Raw genomic sequence first — 16,195 nt, 5'->3', positions numbered from 1 at the left:
TTTGCTGACAAAATCGACATTTTACTTCAACAGTCGCCATGTGACTTCTCCGAAAAAATGACGATTATACACAACCATCAACAGGTTGAATACGTGACCCGCTATCTTAGTGCCCCTTTGCAATGCAATTTCTATTTTAGCATTAACACCCAACAAAAAGGCTTTATCTATTAAACAATTCGTAATGGTTATCATTAAAAATCCCTTGATCATAGCTTGTTTCATCGGCATATCATTCAACCTGACCAAAATTGGCTTACCTTACGGTTCAGGGCAATTTTTAAAAATTCTGGCAAGTGCAAGTCTTCCATTGGGATTGATTTGTATCGGTGCATCCTTACAACCATCAACGCTAAGATCTGATAAAAATTCTATTATTATCAATATCCTATCCAGATTATTATTAATGCCACTAATTGCCGGGATTATTGGTTTTCTTTTTCATCTCAATATATTAGAACTCAATTTACTGATCCTGTTTTTCGCAATACCGACAGCACCAACGGCCTATATCTTAACCCGTCAGCTAAATGGGGACAGCCAATTGATGTCAGCGATCATCACACTACAAACAATTACTGCTGTTATTACGTTGCCTATTATATTAAGTTTAGAATTAAACTAAGCGAGAAAAAATTAAGTGAGAACGACTAAAGAAAGGATGTGTGATTTGGAGCGGGAAACGAGACTCGAACTCGCGACCCCAACCTTGGCAAGGTTGTGCTCTACCAACTGAGCTATTCCCGCATCTCAAGAATGGACGCCATTATGAACGCCTTCAATAAAGATGGCAAGCTATTTACTCGCACATCAAGACTGAACGCTTAAAAGACATCCAACAAGGCGGCAATTTGATAAGGGAAGGGGGATTTAAAATTTAACATTATATATACAACTACCCCCCTAATAAGATTTGTACTTGTCGGAATAATTTGCTGGAAATAGATTAGAACCATTTTTTAGTCGTATCTTACACGGTGATTGCCCTTCAGTAAGGCCCGAACCTATGACTCAATATTATCCACCTAAATTTGTTACTGGCACCGATGCTCTTATCGAGCTTCTCCTGGCTCAGGCTAAGCTAGATAGAAGTCGTAATCTTAATACAGCAGGATTTGTTTCAGGATATCGGGGCTCACCATTAGCCCGTTTAGATCAGACATTATGGCAGAACAGTAAAAAGTTGGCTCAAGCCAATATACATTTTCAGCCCGCAATCAATGAAGATCTTGCGGCTGCTGCGATTTATGGTACTCAAAAAGTTGAATCTGACCCTGATCGCACTGTCACTGGCGTTTTTAGCATGTGGTACGGCAAAGGGCCGGGAGTAGACCGTTCCGGAGATGCGCTCAGGCATGGTAATGCCTATGGCTCTTCCCCCAATGGCGGTGTACTGGTTATCCTTGGTGATGACCATGGTTGTGTGTCTTCTTCTATGTCTCACCAATCTGATCTCGCTTTGATGGCATGGAGCATGCCAATCTTACATCCGGCCTCCGTTTCTGATTATCATGATGTGGGATTATGGGGTTGGGCTGCATCCCGGTTAAGCGGGGCTTGGGTTGGCTTTAAAGCAATCAGTGAAGTCGTGGAAAGTTGTGCCATCAGGGAGCGTAAACCTTTTCCTGAATATGCAATACCTCAAGTTGATCCCGGCCCAGGTGGGCTTCATTGGCGTTGGCCTGACCTCCCTAGCCCTCAAATAGAACAGCGTTTAGCTTATAAACTTAAAGCAGTTCAAGAATTCGCCAAACTTAATCCAATTGATCAACTCATTGCTCCATGCTCACATCCACGAGCTTTATTAGTTACTGTCGGCAAAGCCCATCGGGATGTTTTAGAAGCCCTGCGTGTCGGAGGCTTACCTCCTTCTGAATTAGCAAAACACGGTATTGCTTTTGTTCATGTACGTCTGGTTTATCCTTTATCCCCACTTCTCAGCGAGATCGCATCACAGGTTACTGATATTTTTATCATTGAAGAAAAAAACGCTGTAGTCGAAATCTTACTCGCACGGCATCTCATCAATTTGCCACAACATATCAACCTGATAGGTAAGCATAATCATCTTGGCCAAAAATTTGTGCCCACAGACACAGAGCTACGTCCTTCACAACTTGCTCCGCTGCTTGCAGGATGGCTGAAGAAATTCAATTTATTTCTCTCTCTTCCTTTGGAATGGTCAACCCAAACTGCATTGCACGATATTACGCTTCCCAAACGTACTCCCTATTTCTGTGCGGGCTGTCCTCACAGCACTTCGACCCGTTTACCCGAGGGCAGTCAGGCTCAAATCGGCATTGGGTGTCACATCATGGCCGCCTGGATGGATCGCGATACAGGTTATGGCCTAACACCAATGGGAGCCGAAGGTGCCGATTGGGTAGGCCATTCCCGCTTTATTAATCGTTCACATGTCTTTCAAAATCTGGGGGATGGTACTTACTTCCATTCCGGGCATTTAGCTATTCGTCAGGCAGTCGCTGCGGGAAGCCACATTACTTATAAGCTGCTGTTTAATGACGCAGTAGCAATGACAGGCGGGCAACCACTGGATGGAAATATTACCATACCGCAGATCGCGTCTTTGATGCTGGCTGAAGGTGTGAAATATGTCGCAATTGTGACTGATGAACCTGATAAATATAAAGGTAAAAATAGCCTTCCTGCCAAAGTGAATGCTTATCAACGGGATTATCTCGAAGATATACAGAAACGCTTTCGAGACACTGATGGAGTGACGGTCATTATTTATGATCAAACTTGTGCAACAGAATTACGACGTAAGAGAAAAAGAGGATTAGTACCGAAAGCAACAAGACGAGCAGTGATTAACGAGTTCGTCTGTGAAGGGTGTGGCGATTGCCAGATACAATCCAATTGCCTTGCAGTGATCCCAACCGAGACATCCCTGGGCACTAGACGCGCAATAGATCAGCATGTTTGTAATTCAGATCTATCCTGTCTGAAAGGTTTTTGTCCTAGCTTTATCACCATAGAAAACGCAGAACCTCGCCAAGACACCAGCAAGATATTGCCACAGCAAGAGCTTGATAAGCTAGTGAATAAACTCCCTCAACCAATCTTAAATTCCACAGACATTCCTTATGAAATCTTATTCGTTGGTGTAGGTGGTACTGGTATTATCACCGCCGGCCACCTGCTTGGTGTCGCTGCCGAAATAGAAAACTACGCCGTCAGCTTACTTGATTTTACTGGTTTTGCCCAAAAAGGCGGAGAAGCAATCTCTCATATTCGATTCAGCCGGGATATCAATAAACTGCATCAGGTCAGAATTGACCGGGGACGCGCCAATCTCGTCCTTGCGGCTGATTTAGTTGCTGCAACGGGGCAAAACTCATTGGAAGTGATGTCGAAAACAGGAACCAACTGCATACTTAATACCCACAAAACGCAAATCGGCACTATGCTGAGAAATCCCATGCTGAAATTGGATCATACCAAAATGCTGGATACTCTCCATCAACATTGCCGGACACTGCGATCTGTTGACACAGAGCAAATTGCCGCAGATTTGGTTGGTGACAGAAATCAAACTAATATCGTCTTAATTGGTTATGCCTGGCAACTTGGTCAGATCCCCATCAGACTATCCTCTATAGAGAGCGCCATTCAGAAAATGTCCCATCCAACAGATAACATTGCAAATAATGCACAACGAGCCTTCCATCTCGGCCGCATTGCTGCCGAACAGCCCGAACTTCTGAATAATTTTCTGCATGTTAAACCGAAACAGACTATCGAGACGTTGGATGATCTTATTTTGCATAGATATAGACTTCTGGTTGATTACCAGAATGAAAAATATGCACTCCGCTATTTGAGCCGTGTTGCACAAGTCCAACAAATTACTCAACAAATTGATGCAGAAGACCTGACCAAGTCTATTGCTGAAAATTTGTTCAAACTAATGGCGTATAAAGATGAATATGAAGTTGCCCGTCTCTACGTCAAAACTGGGTTCTTTGATAAACTTTATTCACAATTTAATAACGCAGGTAAGATCCGCTTTCATCTGAGCCTTCCTTTTTTCAATCGCAAAGATCCCCGAACAGGTGAGCGAGGAAAACAAGAGTATGGCGCATGGATCATTCCTGTTTTTCACTTTCTTGCAGCATGTAAACTATTTCGCGGTACAATTTTTGATATTTTCGGCTATCAAGAAGAGCGCAAACAGGAAAGAAGTTTACTACTTGAATATGAGCAACTCATCGATTTTCTGATGGAAAAATTGGATCGCAATAACCTGGCTATTTGTCAACAAATTGCAACTCTGCCTGATCAGGTACGAGGTTTCGGCCATGTGAAACAAAAAGCGATAAAAAATATGCAGGCACGCAAAGCAGTTTTGCTAAAAGAGCTGGAAAAAACAATATAAAGATACACATGGACATCACTAATAACCGTGATGTCCAACAGTTTTATTATTTCCAACAATTGTAGTAAGCACGTAATCGCCGTGTTATCTGCTCTTCATGGCAAGAGAATGCAATTAATTCAGGAGGGGGTGTAAAGGTTTTATCGATCAATTCAGCCTGTGCCCGATACTCACAGAGTAAACCTTCGTTGATGGCACGTTCCCATCCTGGTTTGATATTCCACATATTTTCATAACCCATCGCTACCGTTTGTTTTGCCGCTTCCAAAATAATCGTATCCCGCTCAAACCCAATTAAAGGTGGCCGAATCGGGGTAAAGTCTTTTAAATCAATCTCCTGATTCGGTAATCCCATTATCTCATTTGCAACATAGTCAGCCAAAAGCGGGGATTGGTGCAGACCGTCCCGGTAAGTGCCAGTCACAAGCCATACCCCGTTAATGCCACACTCACCAATCAATGGAAAACCATCTGCGGAGACAGGCCGATTACCGACCTGAATGGCAATTATCTCTGACTCATACAAATCAACGTTTATCTGATTGTAAGCGCACTCCAGAAGGAACTGGACAGTGGCAATTGACCCATACATGCGAGGTTGGTTTTTCACAAGGTTGGTTGCACCAACGTAAAGAACACCATCACCACGCGGCACACAATGCAGACCACAAGCAAACGCACGATTCGGAGTACGAATAACCGAGGTTGGTAGTGCATCAGCGTTTTTGAGTTTAAGTAAAACAGACACTCCATAGCCTGAAAAGAGTGGGGGAATTTTCTGCACGATAGAGGATTGGTCTGATAATATATCAAGCGACTGTACGCCTGCTGCAATAATCACTTTGTCTGCGGTAAGACGCCTGCCATCAACCGTTTCAACACCAGTTACAACACCGTTTTCTGTGAGAATGCGCTTAACATTGTTATCAACGATCTCTCCACCCTCCTTGAAAAAGGCAGAATCCAACATTTCAAGCAATATATGGGAGTTAAGGGCATGTTCCTCTGAAATATAAAGCCCTTTAAGTGATCGCATTAAGTTGTTCGCTTTCATTCCCTTAATCAATTCGGGATCAACAACTTCATAAGGTTCGTTGTGCTCACGAAGCGTACACTCTATAGCATCATAGTTAACACTATCAAGTTCGGCCATACCTGCGGTATTGAGAATGACATGCGTCCCTTTTGCTGTAAACAAAGGACGAGTATCCCCTGAAGAAGCAGCCAAACGCTGTGCCCAGGTTGACCAGCGATCTTTCGCGACACGATCCATTTTGAGTTTCAATTTCCCATAGTCACTCGCAATAAGACCACTTGTTACCTCACCAAAACAACCATTCATTGCTCCTGCAGCTCTTGACGCAGCATGACTACGAACAAGACTTCCCACCCTGCATACTTTCAATCTGCGACTGATAAGTTCATAAGCAAGCGAGCCTGCAATAGCACCAGATCCTACAACAATGACATCATAGTTCATTCTGTACTATCCTCTTAATTTTATGGATAAATATCCCTGAAAAAGGACTAGGGACAGGTTGGAGAAGCTGTGCAGAAAACTGAGTATAGAAAACGTTTCTATAAAGTAATACGCTTATTCTCGGCTTGGAGAATTTTAGCCATATTTATTTCTATAGGTGATTATACCAAGTTGGATTTAACTTAGCAGAGGGAACGAATATCGGTCAACATCAATCCTCATGGATTGGCCAGATTGAAATTACAAAAAAAGCGCCTTTTGGCGCTTTTTTCCATGACTTGCAGACTATTATAAATCCACCGTCCTGAATTTGGAGCGGGAAACGAGACTCGAACTCGCGACCCCAACCTTGGCAAGGTTGTGCTCTACCAACTGAGCTATTCCCGCATGAATAATGCCTTACGATTTATTTATAACAACTTGATTGTTAAAATATTTTATGTCAGTCGGCATCAAGATGGGCGCTATTATGGATTGGTTTGATAAAGATGGCAAGTATTTTACCTAGAATATGATATCAAATGCTCAAAATACACACTAACTGACACAGTTAATATTATGATCCCCCTTAATAGCGATGACGTTCAATCTCACATCTGCTGAGCTACTTCTTGTTCTTGCATGGTCTTAAACAAAAGCAACAAGAGAAATACTTTCCAGAAAGTTTTTTTAACTTGAGAAGAAAGCTACCGTTGTGGGGTTTATATAATAAGTGGAATTTAAATTATAAGATTTGGAGCGGGAAACGAGACTCGAACTCGCGACCCCAACCTTGGCAAGGTTGTGCTCTACCAACTGAGCTATTCCCGCTTAATTTTGATATGCTGTACTTGCGAAATTCTTCATCGGTACGGGGAGCGCATTATACGAAGAATTCTTCTTCTGGCAAGCCCCAAAATATAAAAATTCGCTTTTTTCCTCTGATTGACGGTTAAACCAGCAAATTATCCGCTTAACCATCAACTCAGAGATAAATTTATGTACAATCAATCCTTGTATCGGCTCGCCCTTTACTTCTGGATAAAATGCTCGCGGTAATAAACCAGTTCAGCAATTGATTCCCGGATATCATCCAATGCCTGATGGGAATTCTTTTTACTTAATCCGGCCAGCAATTCAGGTTTCCAACGACGCGCCAGCTCTTTAAGCGTACTCACATCCAAACAACGATAGTGAAAATATTTTTCCAGTTCAGGCATATAACGGAACAAGAAACGGCGATCTTGGCCTATGCTGTTACCACAGATAGGTGATTTTCCTGCCGGCACCCATTGCTCCAGAAAAGCAATCGTTGCTTTTTCAGCTTCAACCTCATCAAATGAACTCTGCTTTACACGTTCCACTAATCCGCTGGTGGTATGCGTTCGAACGTTCCAATCATCCATCAGCGCCAGTTGTTCATCTGACTGATGGACTGCGATAACTGGCCCCTCCGCGAGGATATTCAGCTCTGAATCGGTCACGATCGTCGCAATTTCAATTATGCGATCACGCTCTGGATCTAAGCCCGTCATTTCTAAATCTATCCAGATAAGATTGTTCTCACTTTTTGACATGATATATCCTAGGTTCCTTCAAAACAGGTAATCTGTATCAGAGGTGTATCATAACGTTTTTGATCACCCACAGCGATAATCAGAAAGATAGATGAAATAAGTGAGGTTCGGTGGCTAAAAGTAAACTTTCCAAAGGGCAGCAACGCCGTGTGCAGGCCAATCACCAGCGCAGGCTGAAACAGCCGCTCAACAGGACTGATGCCCAAAAACCAGAACTGGATGACAGCCAGCTTGGTGAGCCACAAGAAGGGCTGGTTATCAGTCGATTCGGCCAGCATACCGACATTGAAGCCGCAGACGGCTCCATACAACGCTGTAATATCCGCAGGACAATCCGTTCACTGGTAACTGGTGACCGTGTCGTATGGCGACCTGCATTACAACGCCAGTCTGATGTGAAGATCAATGGGATTGTCGAAGCGGTACATGAACGCTCTTCCGTCCTAACCCGCCCCGATTATTACGATGGCATTAAACCCATTGCAGCCAATATCAACCAAATTGTGATTGTTTCTGCCATATTGCCTGAACTTTCACTGAATATTATCGATCGCTATCTGGTTGCATGTGAAACACTCAATATTGAACCTTTGATTGTGCTCAATAAAATTGATCTATTGGATGAAGAAAGTCGGGAATGGGTCAACAGTGTCATGGATATTTACCGTCATATCGGCTATCGGGTACTGGAAGTTTCCAGCTATACAGAAGAAGGTATACCAGAACTGATTAACTTACTGGCTGATAAAATCAGTATCTTCGCCGGTCAATCCGGGGTCGGGAAATCCAGCCTGCTTAACACACTGCTCCCGGACAGCGAAAAAGAGATTCTGGTCAATGAAGTCTCGGACAATTCCGGCCTTGGTCAACATACCACAACAACAGCACGCCTCTATCATTTTCCACAGGGAGGCGATGTCATCGACTCCCCCGGTGTTCGGGAATTCGGGTTATGGCACCTGACACCAGAACAGGTAGCACAAGGTTTCATTGAATTCCGTAATTATCTTGGTGGGTGTAAATTCCGTGATTGTAAGCATCGGGATGATCCCGGCTGCGCTTTACGGGAAGCTCTGGAACTAGGGTCTATCGCGGAAGAGCGTTTTGAAAATTACCACCGCATACTGGAAAGTATGGCTCAGGTAAAGCCACGCAAAAATTTCACTGACGCTCAAAAATGAGACACAATAATTAGCAAAACGTTGCCCTGACATTCAACATAAGGGCAGGTACAATAGCTGACTTTTGCCCAATTTACCTATATACCCCATAGATTCAGACTGCGAACTTGAAAGACGGGTATAAAAAATCCAAGAGGTTAATGTGCTAGACAATATTAAAATCAGACTACAATATTTACTGCCAAAGCAATGTATTACTCACTTAGCAGGTTGGTTTGCGAATAAAAAGGCGGGTTGGTTAACACAACTTGCCATTCAGGTTTTTGCCAAAGTTTATAAAGTCAATATGAATGAAGCCCAAGAGTCTTCTTTTAAAGCTTATTCAACATTCAATGAGTTTTTTGTTCGCCCATTAAAAGAGGGTATTCGCCCTATCGTCAATGAAACTCATCAACTGGCTCTTCCCGCAGACGGCACTATCAGCCAGTTAGGCGCTATCCGAGAAGAACAAATTATTCAGGCAAAAGGCCACTACTACACTGTAGAAGCATTGTTGGCTGGTCAATACCAGCTTGCCGAGCAATTTCGCAATGGTCAGTTTGTCACGATTTACTTGTCACCAAAAGATTACCACCGTGTCCATATGCCATGTGACGGCGTACTGAAAGAGATGATTTATGTTCCGGGAGATCTATTTTCTGTCAATCCATTGACTGCTGCAAATGTCCCTAATCTGTTTGCACGCAATGAGCGGGTTATCTGCCTGTTTGATACTGCCTTCGGTCCAATGGTACAAATTTTGGTTGGTGCAACTATTGTAGGTAGCATAGAAACCGTCTGGAGTGGCTGTGTAACACCTCCACGTGAAGGCATTATCAAACGCTGGACTTATCCGGCAGAAGGAGAAGGTGCCGTTTCCCTCAAAAAAGGAGAAGAAATGGGTCGTTTCAAACTTGGTTCAACCGTAATCAATTTGTTTACTCCTAATCAGATTCAGTTTGCTAATAATTTATACAGTGGTTCACAGACCCTAGTAGGTGGCTTACTGGCACAAACTATCTCCCAAACTATCACCAAAGAGGGAGAGCAAACTGAGCACGCTGATGTTTCCATGAATCAAAATAACGCTAGTTAATTATTACCAAGGAGCCCCTTATTGTGCGCCTGATTATCAGTTTACTTCTTAGCCTGTTAATTACGAATCTGGCTTTTGCTTCCGCAATACAGCTAGATGAAAATCAACTGAAACAAAATTTAAAACAGGTTGAAGGCAGTAAAAATCCACAGGATGCGGAGGTTGCACAAGCATTTCAAGGGGCTGTCAACTGGGTTAATGATACCAAGTCCTCTAAGGAAAGAATTGAGAAATATCAACAAGCCATTGATGATTTTCCTAAAATTATTAAAGAGTTGCGCCAGAAAATTCTGGCTGCAAGTGAGCCTCCTCCTACTATTGCGGCTAATCAGCTAATCAGCAGTTTAGAACAGCAAATTATCCAGCTCAGCAGCCAATTGCTGGAGCAAGAACGGCAGTTACAACAAGAACAGGATAAAATTCGGGAAATCAGTGACTCAGTCAACCTCTTACCTCAACAACAAGCTGAAGCAAGACGCCTGCTAACCGAGGCAACTTCCCGGCTTCAATCATTGAGTCCCCCTCCCACGCTGTTGGGTGAAGCCCAATTAACCCTTGCACAAGCAGAAGTGAATGCCCGCAAGTCGGTGACTAATGAATTGGAGATGGCACAACTTTCTGCCAATAATCGACAGGAAATTGCTCGCTTACGGGCAGAATTATTTAAAAAACGCTATCAACGGCTGGATTACCAACTCCAGCAATTGCGCAGTCAATTAAATACTCAGCGGCAGCAAAAAGCAGAATCAGCTCTTGAACATACTGAAATGCTGGCGGGACAGAATGGAGGGAAACTGCCGCAATTTTTATTGGATGAGCTTCAGCAGAACCGTCATCTGTCACAAATGCTTAACCAGCAAACCCAACGTATGGATTCCATTGGCTCACAGCAACGCAAAGCAGCCGATGATATTCTGCGGGTACGCCAGACACTCAATACCATTCGCGAACAGGCGCAATGGTTAGGTGATTCAACAGCACTAGGGGCCGCTTTAAGAACACAGTTAACCCACATCCCGGATGTTCCGAAATCCCAACAACTTGACCGAAGCATAGTGGAGTTACGGGTCGAAAGGCTGAAATATGAAGAAATGCTGGAAAACGCTCAACGGGAAATCGGGCAAACTCCCGTTGCATATAATAATCTGACCCCGGCACAAAAACAGGTTTACGATTCCCTCATTCGTACCAGAAAAGAGTTACTGAATTCTCTGCTTTCAGGCTATGACAGTGAAATATTGGAGCTGACAAAACTCAAAGTATCCACCAGCCAATTAAATGATGCTTTGAAAGAAGTTAAAGATGCAACTCACCGTTATCTGTTTTGGGTTGCAGATGTCGACCCTATTTCCCTGGATTACCCGCTGCGGGTAGTAAAGGATCTAACCCGCCTGCTCTCTCTGGACACGTTCTCCCAATTGGGCATTGCCATTCACGTTATGCTGACCACGCAGGACACGTTGCTCTATTTGCTAGGGACATTATTGCTGGTGATTTTCAGCATCAGTTCACATCGCCAATATCATGCTTTCCTTGAACGTTCCAGCAACCGTATTGGCAAAGTGACACAAGATCACTTCACCCTTACTCTGCGTACAGTATTCTGGTCTGTTATCGCGGCGCTTCCCCTGCCGATGCTTTGGTCAGCGATTGGCTACGGCCTGAAAAATGCGTGGCAGTACCCAATGGCGACAGCAATTGGCAACGGAGTCAGTGAAACAACGCCTGTCCTGTGGATTTTCATGCTCAGTGCGGCATTTGCCCATCCTAATGGCCTATTCATTGCTCATTTCCGTTGGCCAGAAGAGCGGGTAAAACGGGCAATGCGGTTTTATCGTTTGTCGATATTCCTGATTGTCCCTCTCATGATGGCACTTATCACATTCAACAATTACAGTGAGCGTGAGTTTGCCGCGACACTCGGCAGATTATGCTTCCTGATGCTTTGTGTTTCCCTGAGCTTGGTCACCATTACGCTAAAACGCGCAGGCATTCCACTGTACATGGACAAACACGGTTCGGGTGAAAACATCATAAACTCTGTGTTGTGGTGGATACTGCTCTCTGCACCCATTCTGGCTGCACTGGCATCCGTGCTCGGCTACCTGCAAACATCACAAGCATTGCTGGCTCGGCTAGAAACTTCGGTGGCCATCTGGTTCTCTCTGTTGGTCATCTACCACATTACTCGTCGATGGATGTTAATCCAACGTCGTAAAATTGCGTTCGAAAGAGCGAAGCAGCGTCGTGCCGATATCCTTGCCCAACGTGCCAAAAATGAAGAAGACTCCACCAATATCAACAGCAGCGTTGAAGGATCCATCGAAATAGAAGAACCGGTTATCGATTTAGATGCAATCAGCGCCCAGTCCCTGGGATTGATGCGTTCTATCCTGACCATGATCGCGCTGGTTTCATTAATCCTGCTGTGGTCAGAATTACATTCTGCTTTCTCTTTCCTCGAAAACATCCGGCTATGGGATGTCACCACAACCATCAACGGTGTTGATACCGTTCAGCCAATAACAATGGGTTCCGTTCTGATTGCGATCCTGGTTATTGTGATCACTGCACAGCTTATCCGCAACCTACCTGCACTACTTGAGCTGGCACTGTTACAGCACTTGGAACTGACACCGGGCACAGGTTATGCCATCACAACATTAACCAAATATGGTATTACCCTGATCGGTGGGATTGTCGGTTTCTCACTAATAGGCATTGAATGGTCGAAACTGCAATGGCTGATTGCAGCAATGGGGGTTGGGCTTGGTTTTGGATTACAGGAAATTTTTGCCAATATTATTTCTGGCCTGATGATCTTGTTCGAAAAGCCAATCCGCATTGGCGATACTGTGACTATTCGAGGTTTGACTGGTAGTATCACGAAAATCAACACACGGGCAACCACTCTGTCCGATTGGGACAGAAAAGAGATTATCGTCCCTAACAAAGCATTTATTACTGAGCAATTTATCAACTGGTCATTGTCAGATACAATTACCCGTATTGTCTTGACTATTCCTGTCCCCGTGGAAACAGAGTCCGCGAAAGCAACTGATATATTAATGACTGCCGCCAGACGGTGCCCGTTAATTCTCGATAACCCGATACCCGAAGTCTATCTGGTTGACCTGCAACAAGGGATTCAGATCTATGAACTGCGTGCGTATGCCGCAGAAATGGGGCACCGTATGCCTGCCCGCCATGAAGTGCATCAGTATATTTTGCAGGAATTCCGCAAACATGATATTACCCTGCCGTTCCCACCATTTCAGGCACATGTTGATATTTTTGGGCAGGAAATTCGCAGTACTACTATTCGCAGTAATACTACCAATACATCAGGTCGTAATCCTCCCCGTAAACCAGGAGATCTGTAAGGTTAAGGCTTAATTAGAGAAGAAAATTAAGGAAAGAAGAAATTCAAAATATGGTGAGACGCATCCCTTTTCAAATAAGTGGCTTACTGGCATTAAATGGTGTTTCTATTCTGGGAAACACCATTACAGAAATTGCCATTCCTTGGTTGATTCTGGAAATATCAGGTAGCCCATTGTTGGTTGCTGCCGTTATGTCGGCCAAAATAGTACCATTGATATTTTCTATTTTCTTTAGCGCGCAGTTGGTGGATAAATATGGTGCGTTTCGCATCTCAATGCTATCTGATTTAGTTAATTTCCTGAGTGTATTATTAATCCCCGTGTTTTACGCAGTAGATATGCTGCACTTTTATTTGTTGGCTATCCAGCTAATATTTTCAACCATTCTGGATTCTCCTGGGCGTCTGGCAAAAGATGTCATGCTGGCAAAAGAGATAAAACAGCATAAAAGAGAGAATGAGTTAATTAACGGAATAAACAGTACTATTGAAAATATCTGTGATCTTATTGGCCCGATTTTTGGCTCACTGATCATCGCAATGCTCGGTACAATAAATGCCTTATATTTTGATGCAGTCAGTTTTTTAGTGGTTGCACTGGGGATCATCATTCTGAAGAAACATTTTATCGCCGATATAGATCAGGTGACTGAACCTCCTTCTCTGCTACACCGTTATTTCCTTGAAGCATTCAACTATATCAAGTCAGAAAAGGAGTTGTTTTCTGTTCTAATTCTCAGCTCAATAATCAATTTTGTTATCACTCCATTCTTGATAATTTATCTGCCTTACATAAATAAAACCGAATTTAATTCCGTTGTCAGTCTTGGCATTTCGATGACAAGTTTTGGTATAGGTACAACGCTTTCCTCTTTGTTATACGGCATCTATGGCAAACATTTTTCCGGTTACCCAATTATTTTGGCCGGTTACAGCCTGCTCGGATTAAGCTTCATATCGTTATCTCTATTCAGTGAACAGTATGTCCTATTTATCCAACTTTTTGCCATCGGCTGTAGTATTGGTTTTGCAGCACCGGTAGAAATCACATTAATTCAGCGCCGAGTGCCAGAAAATTTATTTAGTCGGATAATGACCCTATTTACCTCCACACGTTTTCTTAGTGTTCCTCTTGGATATGTCTGTTTCGGTGCTGTACTGGAATCCAGAATCGCCCAGCAAACACCGATAATTATGGCAGCAATGGTCCTGGGAGGTTTATTGATTTATTTGCTTCTTCGTGACTGATATTCAGAATAAATTCGGTGTTTATTTATAAAAAAACGCCGCTATAAAATAATAGACGACGTTTTTGAGATGATGGCAAACTAAAGAAATAAAATCAAAGAGATATTAAAGTATTAACGCATGGCTTTCGGATCAGCACCATAGTCATTACTGCCTTCAGTGCCTTCTAAGAGAGTGAATATAAATACTGCAATGCCAGCAATTGGAACAAAAGTCAGTAAAAACCACCAACCAGAACGATTAGTATCGTGAAGACGGCGTACTGTCACTGCAAGTGATGGGATAAAAGCAACCAATGCATAAATAAGCATCATCACGATAAAACCAATAGTATCACTGAGTATTGCACCTAATATGCAGATGGCAAAAAAAATAATTATATTGAAAAGATAAAACATCCAATATTCTTTACGACGCGCACGCCCTGAAAAAACAGCGTAATTTTTAAAAACTTGAAAATACCAATTCATAATATTTTCTCTTTAAGAACAAATCATATAAAAAAGGAGACAAACTATAAAGGATGCCAAATTTTATACTCACTTATCTTTTAAAGTCTACGCTCTATTCTTAAAAAAATAATATGAAATTAATAATGTCATTATTAGATAATGGATTAAGAAAATCTTACAAAGATAAAATTTAAAGTGCGTTAAATATACATTCATCTACTTCATATCAAAGTTATCTATGAATCTATCAGAAAAAAAAAGCCCTTTAATTCATTATTAACTACCAATAAAACAATTTTTAAGTACTCTCATCCATTGTCTTGTATCCGACTTTTGAAGTAAATGCGGTAGCTTATTTTACTGTCACATAGTTTGAGTAAGGTTACCGCCCAACCAGACAACCACAAGATTCACCAACTTGTAGTTCAAACTCAAATTCGCATTCCTGAGCTTTGCCAGTCCATGATCGCAATATTTCGATAGCTGTTTGTGCCATTTGATCAACCGGCTGGCGAACCGCGGTTAAGGAAGGCACATTAAACAGAGATTGCTGAGTCGCATTGAAACAAACCAAGGCAATATCAGCAGGCACTGCTATCTTATGTTCAGCCAGCGCGCGCAAACAACCGAATGCCTGCAATTCATTAGTAGCAAACAGTGCACGAGGTAATTTCCCTTTCAGCATCCGTAACGTTGCTTCATAACCGCCCAGGCGAGTATAGTCCGTGGAAAAAATCCATTCTTCCCGTACCATCAAATCTGCTTGTTTTAAAGCATCCCGCCAGCCAGAAAGACGATCCTGAGTATTCAACATATTAAGAGGACCACAGATAATGGCAATATCGCGGTAACCATGCTCTGTCAGGTGTTGAGTCACTTTAAATGCTGCAATCCTTTCATTCACAAGAATTGCACTAACATTTGAATCAGCATTAACCCAATCAAGCATAACGCAGGGAGTTCCACTGGCCTGAATCAAATCAATATAAGGATGGCGATCCACACTGGTATATAGCAAACCGTCGATCTGACGATTCAATAAATTGTTGATAAGCTCCTTTTCCCGTAATCGGTTATCTCCTGAATCTCCCGGTAACAATACTTGTCCATGTTTAAAAGCCTCCTGCTGCAAAGCACAAGCTACCGAAGAAAGAAAGGGATTGGAGATATCCGGCAGGATCAAACCATAAGCGTGTGTCGAACCAGAAGCTAATGCTTTCGCAATGTTATTCGGCCGATAGCCTGTTTTTTTTATCGCTGCTAATACGCGCTGGCGAGTAGCTTCTGCAACAGGTCGTGGGCCATTGTTGATGACATAACTGACGACGGCTACCGAGGTTCCGGCTTCTTTCGCAACATCGCGACGAGTTACTCTTTTTAAGCGAGAATTCATAATACTTATGTTAGTCCCTCAAATTGAGA

General features: G+C 42.9%; 10 protein-coding genes and 3 tRNA genes. 6 read left to right on the top strand and 7 right to left on the bottom strand.

Features of this window, described 5'->3' with window-relative positions; all coding sequences use genetic code 11:
* Window positions 1–109: 109 nt before the first annotated feature.
* Entirely contained in the window at window positions 110–625 is a 516-nt protein-coding gene (locus tag Xind_RS04275; protein WP_338114333.1) for an AEC family transporter, read from the top strand.
* 46 nt (window positions 626–671) lie between these two features.
* Here the strand turns inward: Xind_RS04275 and Xind_RS04270 are convergent.
* A tRNA-Gly gene (locus Xind_RS04270) sits at window positions 672–747 on the bottom strand.
* A 259-nt stretch (window positions 748–1,006) separates the two neighbouring features.
* On the opposite strand from Xind_RS04270, the gene Xind_RS04265 reads away from it, so the two are divergent.
* Entirely contained in the window at window positions 1,007–4,399 is a 3,393-nt protein-coding gene (locus Xind_RS04265) for an indolepyruvate ferredoxin oxidoreductase family protein (protein WP_047684211.1), read from the top strand.
* Window positions 4,400–4,445: 46 nt separating this feature from the next.
* On the opposite strand, the gene Xind_RS04260 is transcribed toward Xind_RS04265, so the two are convergent.
* From Xind_RS04260 to orn, 4 genes are all read right to left on the bottom strand, one after another.
* On the bottom strand, window positions 4,446–5,879 hold the full coding sequence (locus Xind_RS04260; RefSeq protein WP_047684209.1) for an NAD(P)/FAD-dependent oxidoreductase: 1,434 nt from the start codon (window positions 5,877–5,879) through the stop codon (window positions 4,446–4,448).
* Window positions 5,880–6,190: 311 nt separating this feature from the next.
* A tRNA-Gly gene (locus tag Xind_RS04255) sits at window positions 6,191–6,266 on the bottom strand.
* A gap of 347 nt (window positions 6,267–6,613) precedes the next feature.
* Window positions 6,614–6,689 (bottom strand) — tRNA-Gly (locus Xind_RS04250).
* A 200-nt stretch (window positions 6,690–6,889) separates the two neighbouring features.
* Entirely contained in the window at window positions 6,890–7,435 is a 546-nt protein-coding gene (orn, locus tag Xind_RS04245; RefSeq protein ID WP_187649540.1) for an oligoribonuclease, read from the bottom strand.
* A 110-nt stretch (window positions 7,436–7,545) separates the two neighbouring features.
* Between orn and rsgA the strand changes: the two genes are divergently transcribed.
* The 4 genes from rsgA to Xind_RS04225 all read left to right on the top strand — a co-directional run bounded on the left by rsgA (window position 7,546) and on the right by Xind_RS04225 (window position 14,321).
* Window positions 7,546–8,616: a small ribosomal subunit biogenesis GTPase RsgA gene (gene rsgA / locus Xind_RS04240; protein WP_047679998.1), complete on the top strand. Its 1,071-nt coding sequence runs from the start codon at window positions 7,546–7,548 to the stop codon at window positions 8,614–8,616.
* A 142-nt stretch (window positions 8,617–8,758) separates the two neighbouring features.
* Complete coding sequence (gene asd, locus Xind_RS04235) at window positions 8,759–9,691, top strand: archaetidylserine decarboxylase (RefSeq protein ID WP_187649539.1); 933 nt, start codon at window positions 8,759–8,761, stop codon at window positions 9,689–9,691.
* A gap of 23 nt (window positions 9,692–9,714) precedes the next feature.
* Window positions 9,715–13,074 (top strand): miniconductance mechanosensitive channel MscM, encoded by a 3,360-nt coding sequence (gene mscM / locus Xind_RS04230; protein WP_187649538.1) that lies wholly within the window; start codon window positions 9,715–9,717, stop codon window positions 13,072–13,074.
* A gap of 50 nt (window positions 13,075–13,124) precedes the next feature.
* Window positions 13,125–14,321, top strand: a complete 1,197-nt coding sequence (locus tag Xind_RS04225) for an MFS transporter (RefSeq protein WP_187649537.1) — start codon at window positions 13,125–13,127, stop codon at window positions 14,319–14,321.
* 113 nt (window positions 14,322–14,434) lie between these two features.
* Here the strand turns inward: Xind_RS04225 and Xind_RS04220 are convergent, their stop codons facing one another.
* Together Xind_RS04220 and Xind_RS04215 are read right to left on the bottom strand one after the other, a co-directional pair.
* The gene (locus Xind_RS04220; RefSeq protein WP_047680006.1) at window positions 14,435–14,791 is read right to left on the bottom strand and encodes a DUF805 domain-containing protein; all 357 of its coding nucleotides are present in this window, start codon (window positions 14,789–14,791) and stop codon (window positions 14,435–14,437) included.
* Window positions 14,792–15,155: 364 nt separating this feature from the next.
* The gene (locus Xind_RS04215; protein ID WP_047680008.1) at window positions 15,156–16,166 is read right to left on the bottom strand and encodes a LacI family DNA-binding transcriptional regulator; all 1,011 of its coding nucleotides are present in this window, start codon (window positions 16,164–16,166) and stop codon (window positions 15,156–15,158) included.
* Window positions 16,167–16,195: the final 29 nt, after the last annotated feature.

It is taken from the genome of Xenorhabdus indica (assembly GCF_014467235.1).
GTDB classification, from domain to species: Bacteria; Pseudomonadota; Gammaproteobacteria; order Enterobacterales; family Enterobacteriaceae; genus Xenorhabdus; species Xenorhabdus indica.
This window is presented reverse-complemented; position numbering and strand designations above follow the sequence as displayed.